At 58.5% G+C, this 7,423-nt stretch carries 8 protein-coding genes; all 8 read left to right on the plus strand.

The window, feature by feature from the left end:
- Positions 1 to 220 (plus strand): integrase core domain-containing protein (locus ACP15K_RS19960; RefSeq protein ID WP_424991422.1); only part of this gene is annotated, 220 nt, incomplete at its 5' end.
- 96 nt (positions 221 to 316) lie between these two features.
- Positions 317 to 1,306, plus strand: a complete 990-nt coding sequence (locus ACP15K_RS19965) for a hypothetical protein (protein ID WP_424991429.1) — start codon at positions 317 to 319, stop codon at positions 1,304 to 1,306.
- Positions 1,303 to 2,001 (plus strand): hypothetical protein, encoded by a 699-nt coding sequence (locus ACP15K_RS19970; protein WP_424991430.1) that lies wholly within the window; start codon positions 1,303 to 1,305, stop codon positions 1,999 to 2,001. Before ACP15K_RS19965 ends, ACP15K_RS19970 begins: the two co-directional genes overlap by 4 nt.
- 67 nt (positions 2,002 to 2,068) lie before the next feature.
- Positions 2,069 to 2,770, plus strand: a complete 702-nt coding sequence (locus ACP15K_RS19975) for a M50 family metallopeptidase (RefSeq protein WP_424991431.1) — start codon at positions 2,069 to 2,071, stop codon at positions 2,768 to 2,770.
- Between the two features lie 48 nt (positions 2,771 to 2,818).
- A complete protein-coding gene (locus ACP15K_RS19980; RefSeq protein WP_424991432.1) occupies positions 2,819 to 3,646 on the plus strand; it encodes an OmpA family protein in 828 nt (275 codons plus the stop codon).
- A gap of 241 nt (positions 3,647 to 3,887) precedes the next feature.
- Positions 3,888 to 4,721, plus strand: coding sequence for a hypothetical protein (locus ACP15K_RS19985; RefSeq protein WP_424991433.1), 834 nt, complete (start codon positions 3,888 to 3,890; stop codon positions 4,719 to 4,721).
- An 8-nt stretch (positions 4,722 to 4,729) separates the two neighbouring features.
- The gene (locus tag ACP15K_RS19990) at positions 4,730 to 5,410 is read left to right on the plus strand and encodes a hypothetical protein (RefSeq protein ID WP_424991434.1); all 681 of its coding nucleotides are present in this window, start codon (positions 4,730 to 4,732) and stop codon (positions 5,408 to 5,410) included.
- Between the two features lie 963 nt (positions 5,411 to 6,373).
- Positions 6,374 to 7,384 (plus strand): IS30 family transposase, encoded by a 1,011-nt coding sequence (locus tag ACP15K_RS19995; RefSeq protein WP_424990000.1) that lies wholly within the window; start codon positions 6,374 to 6,376, stop codon positions 7,382 to 7,384.
- Positions 7,385 to 7,423 lie beyond the last annotated feature (39 nt).

Below are 7,423 nucleotides of genomic sequence, written 5' to 3' on the forward strand. Positions count from 1 at the left end.
TCCCGGTAAGCCAACACAGAACGCTTTCATTGAAAGTTTCAACGGCAGCTTCCGGGACGAATGCCTGAACGAAACGCTGTTCTCGTCGTTAGCAGACGCCCGATTAGAGATCACCAAGTGGAAGGAGGACTACAATCAAAACCGGCCCCATTCATCACTGGGAAATCTCACGCCCAACGAATTTGTGGCCAAAATCACGTTGCAAAAACTGGCCGCATGAAGCCACAAATCAATACGCGGATTCTCCTAAAATCTGGAGGAGAGTTGGGTCTCAGGTCACCGCGGCCATCAGCTCATAGAGGCAAAGGGGATCCAAATGAGCAATGATCTGTCCACTATTCGGGCCATCTCTGAGCCGATGATGCGCGCCATTGCCAAAATTAACACGGCTCCGGCCTACTGGATGATGCTGATCATGGGCATCGTCCTGACCCAGTTTCTGTGGCTCGATTTTGCAATCGTCTACGAAACCACATCCGCCTTCTATCGCGATGAGCGCGGCCAGCTGACCGGATACTTTGCTCTGCTGTGCGGAGTGATCACTCTGGCGACTGTCCTGGCCCCCACCTGGGCATTTCACAGGCTTCTGGATCTGTTGCCGGAGCACATCTGGAACAGGTTCTTTCTCATTCTGGCACTGCTTGCGATCATGGTTGTGCTTGCTCAGCCAGCGATCATGGCCTTGCAGGCCGTGATGTCTGGATCGGAAGAGAGCCTCGATCTGGCGCCGACGGAAGGCGGCAACACCATCTTGCTGTTTGTGATTCTTCAGGTGGTCAGAACGCCGATATTCGTCATGGCGATGATTGCCGCCGCCGTCGGCCTTCATACGATCGGTAGTGCCATCGAGGGCCTGCGGCATCTGAACCATCTCAAGGCGGAAGTCGCCAAGGCGAGAGAATCTATCGACCTCCTGACCGACGGCATGGCACAATCGGAAACTCTGCAAAGCCGCATGGATGACCGAGATCGCAACCACTCGATGGAGTACGCCGCAGCAATCTCCCGCATTGTCTACCAAGACGCAGAGAACATTGAGAACTACGTCCACGGCGAGTTTCTCTTGGGCGCTTCCAACGGCTGGATGCATGATCTGAACGAACTTCTTTCGGAAGAGGATTGGCAGGTTCCGGAGAAGGTCCTCCGAATCGCCAAGGAGCAATGCCCCCAGCGACTCAATTTCGATGGCTTGCCCAATGATGGTCGCACGCTTCCCGAGGAAGCCAAACTGATCCTCTTGGAATATGTCGGCTGGTTGCGCGAAAATTTCCAGTTCAACGCCCTTGTGAAGGAGATCTCCCAATGACCGCGGCTTCGACTAACAGCTCTGCCTCCGTGATCTTCTCCCGCTTCATCCCAGCTGCGGTGTTGTCCATAGCAATTCTGGGCGCCTCTACGGCGCCCGCCGCCGAGCGCCCCAAGGACGTGTTCGTCGTTGCCGACATGTCGAGCCTGAACGCGGTTGTCACGAACAAGGCCTACAACGAGAAAGCCCGGAAGCTCCTGCTCAAGGAAATCGATTCACTCGGTCTGGATTACCTCGATCACCTGCACCTGCGCACAGCAGGCGCCCCTTCGGCCATCGGGGAGTTCCTTCCAGAATGGAATCGGGACATCGAGTTCATCTATCGCAAGGCCAACCCCTCAGCTGTGCCCGGGTTCCTGACCAAGCGCGTGCATGAGCTTATGGAGACTGAGTCGCGCAGCGACGTCGATCTGGTCTGGTCACTGCAAGAGCTTGCACGGGCAACCCGTTGTGACAGCCACGATACGTACATCTTTGTGCTGACCAATGCGCTTGAAGCGGGCCGCTTCGACGGCAACAGGTTCGGCATGCCTCGCCTGATCGGGACTCCCTACCAGGGTTGTGCCTCTCTGACGCTGATCGGTTTCGGCGCGGGCGATCAAACCGGGTCGGTGACTCGGCTGAGCTCCGCCGAGAAGGCTTTCAGGATTGTTGTCGAGGAGGCTGGCTTTGCTCGGTTCACCATCCTCCGGTAACCGCGGAAGGTATCGGCCGCCAAACCCCTGGCGGTGGGACCCATTCGCATCGATCTCGTGGCAGGCCATGCTGGCTGCCATGCTGACGATTGCCGTCATGTTTGCCGCCCACATGATCAGCCCCGAGGGCGCACGGTTCATGAGCCAGATGCTATACGTATGGGCGCATGAGATCGCACATGTCGGGACCGCATTGCTCGGGGGCGGCGCCGGATCCCACATTGTCATCAACGCCGACGGCAGCGGGCACGCTGTTACCTCGGTCGTCTCACCGTTGCATGGGGTGCTGGTGCACGCCGCAGGACCTATCCTGCCTGCCTGGCTCGCAGCCTTCGCGCTATACACAGGCGTCACCCGTAAAGGCAACACAGGGTTGCTGGTCATGCAGGCGGCCGGCCTTGCAGGCATCGCGCACTTCCAAGCCTTCGACGAGCAGGTTCGTCTTGCGTTGTATGTTTGGGCTGCGGCGACCTTCGCGCTCGGCATCTCTCCCGCCCCGGGAGCGCTGAAAGCAATAGGTGTTCTTGTGATCAGTTTCACGCTGACGCTGGGGGTCGTCTCTTCCATCGACTACCTCTACGTCGACTTCATTGATGCTGATCCTACCCGTCCATCGGATGCCCAAGCCATCAAGGAAATCCTCGGTGCCGACGATCTGTCGGCTGTTGCCAACACACTCATTGTGCCTATGGCCGTCGGCTACGGCCTTGCCGCGATCTTCGCAACCAACTGGATGCGCCGACACACACCTCTGACCAGCAAGAGATGAACGAGACGCCCCGGGTCGAGAATCCAGCACCCACATTGGAGATGTCAGATGAAGAAGCCCATGAAATGCATTGGTCTCGCAGGCCTGATGGCAATGACTTCCATGTCCTGCCAGGCGCAGAACATCATCGAGTTCGATGAACTGGGCAACGTGATCGAGACCCCGTCAGAAACCGACATCATAAGTGTAGAACTGCCTACCAGAGAATGGATCGACCCGGCACCCGCGGATCAGGCATGGGTGTTCGTCGAAGCCGAGACGCCGGAGGTCGAGTGGGCGAACACCCACAACGCCGGCCAGGTTACCGCCGAACACGACCAACTCGCCGTTGAGATTGAATCCCAGGCCCCCGCTTCTGTCGTCACAGAGACCCCCGCCATATCGTCAGCAACTGTCGAGGCCAAGCAACCCGCTGCGAAGGCTGTGGGTCGCGCACCGCATATCGAGGTTGCGACGGTACAGCCGACAACGATTCGACCACCAGCAGAGAACCCAGCCCCACCGAAGATGGAGGACTTGCTAAAACAGAACAAGGTTCTCGTCTTCCGCGGAATCAAGTTCGACTACGATAAGACCACGCTTCGCCCTGAGGCGATGCCGACAATCAACAAGATTGCCGACGCACTCAAGCGTGACCCGTCACTTTCGGTAGCTATCGAAGGCCACACGGATGGACGGGGCAGTGATGCCTACAATCTGGCCCTGTCGCAGCGTCGCGCCGAAGCAGTTGTCAACGCATTGGTGAGCATCCACGGCATCGATCGAGAGCGCCTGACCCCAATCGGGGTCGGCGAAGCGGAACCGATGGCAACCAACGACACGGAGGTCGGCAGGCAAGAGAATCGGCGGGTCGTGGTTCGCAATAGCTCCGGCTGACTCGACCTCGGCAAGACCACAACATTTGCACCCGCCACCAGGAAGATTCGAGCCTTTCACACCCATCATTGAACACTAGGACAAGGAGTAGAAAATGATCAGACTGGTTCTCTTGGTCTTGGCGATAGTCGGGGCCGTGACCGTCTACAATTGGTTCTCTGGATCAGAGGACGTCCCCGCATTTTTCCAGAGCAGCTTCCTGATCGATCATGCTTTGATCCACAGGAGCTAGGTGACATCTATGATCCATCTGCCCCCAATGGTGATCCCCGCCCTTCTCCTTGCGAGTGTTCATGCGGCTTCGGCACAGGAAGGCATCGACGATATCCTGTCCGTGGTGGACGCCTGTGACGTGCTTGCCGCGCATCCGGAAGACCCGATGCGGGTCGCTCCGGGCGTCCCGGACGCAGAGCTGGTTCCCCGTCTTGCGATCCAGGCCTGTGAGACCGCACTGGCGGGTTCCAGGGACATCGCCCGCCACGCCTTCCAACTGGGCCGCGGCTATCTTGGTCTCGACAACCGGGAAGCAGCGCTCGCGTTTTTCGGCCAGGCTGCAGAGGCGGGATCGTCCATCGCGCTCGTGTACCTCGGCGATGCAGAGCAGTTCGGCTGGGTCGACACACCTGATCCTGACCGAGCGCTCGAGTTCTACCACCTGGCCCGCTCGGCTGGCTTCGCCAACGCCGCTTTCGCCATTGATCAGATCACCCTTGATCCGGCGCTCTTCACGGCGGGAAGCATGCTCGAGGTGCTGGCCGAAGGGCGCATCGATATCGCGACGGAGTTCGCCCAAAGTGACCTCGCTCGGGCGTACCTCTACGCCTTCTACGTAGAACTCTCGCAGCGGTGTGGCGCCTTTCTGGAGCCCGCAGCTGTCCCAGCTCTGCAGTACTACCGCTTTCCCCCGGGCTGGAATGCTGCCTCCGAAGAAGGCCAGCATGAGCTGGGCGTACAAGACGTGATGGCGACCTATGACGTCGAGGTGCTGGTCGACCGCCACGGCTGCACCGGTCACGTAATCGAAACGATCGCCCAATCCTTCAACGCCATGGTTATGGCCCTGGCGGAACAATAGGTGATGTGATGCGCCGTCTGACCTCCGTGATGTTCGTTGTCGCAACGCTTTGCGCCAGTGCCGCAACGGCTCAGCAATCGAGCATGTTCATCAATCCCTTCAAACAGGATTCTGCGGGCACACCGCCCATCAGTGAGGAACGCACACAGACCAACCCCTTTGGCGATACTCCGACGAATTCCTCCACCGTTGCCCCTCGGTGTAGCAGCGCAACATCGCTTGGCCGTGCGGAGCTTCGCAAGTCGGACATGGCGTTGGCCCTGTGCGAGAGCAGATACACTGACCTCGACGACGAGTGGGTCTTCATCCTTAGCTATGTGTCTGGCTTCAACGAGTTTCTCGAGGAGAGGGGGTCGTTCATGGATCCAACCGGCGCTTGCGCACGCGTTGCCGAGCCCCGTCATCGGCTCGGGCTGACCTATGAAATCACTGACTATGCCACCGACTACCTACTGGGGCGGCTTGCCCCCTCCGAGCGCATTGAGCGGCTTGACGAGATGCTCAAACCCTTCCGGGAGGACTGGAAGCGCATACCGTTTATTCTTCGGGAGTTGAACATCTGGTCGCGAGAGGGTCGCCTGGATGCCACCAGCATCGCGACGCGCGGCATGTGCAGTGACCCCGAATTCCAGTTCTTTTGGTCGCGTGCTCTGGAGTATGCGCAACGTGTGCCAGGAACGGATCAATGAGATCGGTGCTGGCTCTTCTGGCAAGCCTTTCGGTCACTATGGCCGAAGCGCACATCGCTCCGTCATTACTTCCCACCCTAGGAGTATCAACGGGAAGCACGGACATGGACTTGCACCTGGCCAAGATGTCTGCCCGCCCGGCATTCAACAATGCTGCCCGTGGTGGCAGAACGACTGCTGGAAGCTCGACATCGTCCGCTCTTCCAACTGTGACCCGCACCGCCCCCGTTCGGAGCGCTCCTTCTGCCAGGGCATCCTTCCAATCCACTGCAGCACGAGGAGCTACCAGGACACAGTTCAACCGAGCAAGTACCCCGCGAAAGGCAACGACTGCGACAAAGGCCTCGGGGGCGGTCGGCCACAAACAGTCGCGCGCTACACCCCGAGCTACATTCAATCGCACGGCGCGCCGCGGAACCCTTCGTCAATCGTTCCGTCACCATGCTGGCTATCCGGATGCGGTACGCGGGACAATCCGAACACGCACCTTGAAGAAAGGAGAGACGCTCTACCGCGCTCACAGCGGCGCTGTGAGTGGGCGCTATGCCTCTCCGAACAAACCAACCTCGACAAAGTCAGCTCGCAGCTCACTTGCGCTTCCCAAGAGCAACCGAGCAACCCAAATGTCCAAGTATGTCGCTCGCGGAGGCGAGCGGGTTAAAGAGTCTGTTGTTGCCGCAGCGAATGGTCGCCCAGGAGGTGGACGGCAAAGCTTCTTCCTTGATGCAAAACCAGGCTTCAAGCCTGCCGGCTGGCTCAAAGGTGGCCTCTCAGCCAACTTTGGGCGCCATAATCGATCGCCGATGCAGCACTTCCTACGATGATCCGACGACTGGTTCTGTGTTCGCTCAACTCGACTAGGTAACATAATATCGACTAAAACATATACTTGCGCTAGGGGGTGGATTCACAAACGAAGTGCAAATTTTGTACGAATACAGAGAGTTGCATGGAGTATGAAGAATGGGAACCCACTATTGTCACCTGAAGCTGGACGAACGGCGCAAGCTCGCAAAGTGGCTGGAAGCCAAAATGCCGGTCTCAGAGATTGCGGATAGATTGTGCCGCGACCCCTCGACGATCTACCGGGACATTAAGCGGAACCGATATACTGACGAAGAAATACCGGAGCTGAACGGCTATCACGCTCTCGTCGCTCAAGACAAATACGAGCAGCGCCGTGCTGTCCATCGCAAGATGATCGCTCATCCTGAACTCAAGGCCGCCATCGAGGATCGGCTGAAGGCTGGCTGGTCGCCAGAGCAGATAGCCGGTCGCATGCGATTGGAACGTCATCCGATCCGCGTGAGCCACGAGACGATCTATCGCTTCGCCTATTCCAAGGACGGTCGCGAGGAGCAGTTTTATCGGCACCTTCCCGAACATCGCCGCCGCCGCAGGCCGCGTGGCTATCGCAAGCATAACCGGACCCACATCTTCGACGTTCAAAGCCTGTCCCACAGGCCTGAGCGCATCTCTGAGCGTGCCGAGTTCGGCCATTGGGAGTGCGACCTGATGATGTTCCGCAAGGAGCATGGAAAGGTGAACGTGACGTCTCTGGTCGAGCGCGTCAGTCGTTTCGCCGTTGTCATGCGCAATGAGGATCGCCAATCCAAACCGATCATGGAGGCGCTGATCCAGGGGCTAGCTCCCCTGCCCGCCGATGCACGCCAGTCGATCACCTTTGATCGCGGCACCGAGTTCTCCGCCTGGCGGCACCTGAAAGCCGGGATAGGTGCAGATGCATGGTTTTGTGACCCACAAGCTCCGTACCAGAAAGGCACAGTCGAGAACACGAACAACAGGCTGCGGAAGTATCTCCCCAGATCCACCGAACCGACGGCGCTGACAAATCGATACTTGAGGTCGATTTGCCACCGCGTCAATTCCACGCCGCGCAAGTGCCTCGGCTACCGAACGCCCGCTGAGGTGTTTCAAAGCGAGCTGATGGAGTTACAGAACCGGCTGGAGTAAAACGACATATCAGGAACTGCACTTCACCGTGAGCTCACA

Source organism: Fluviibacterium sp. S390, from assembly GCF_049800695.1.
Classification (GTDB): Bacteria; Pseudomonadota; Alphaproteobacteria; order Rhodobacterales; family Rhodobacteraceae; genus Meridianimarinicoccus.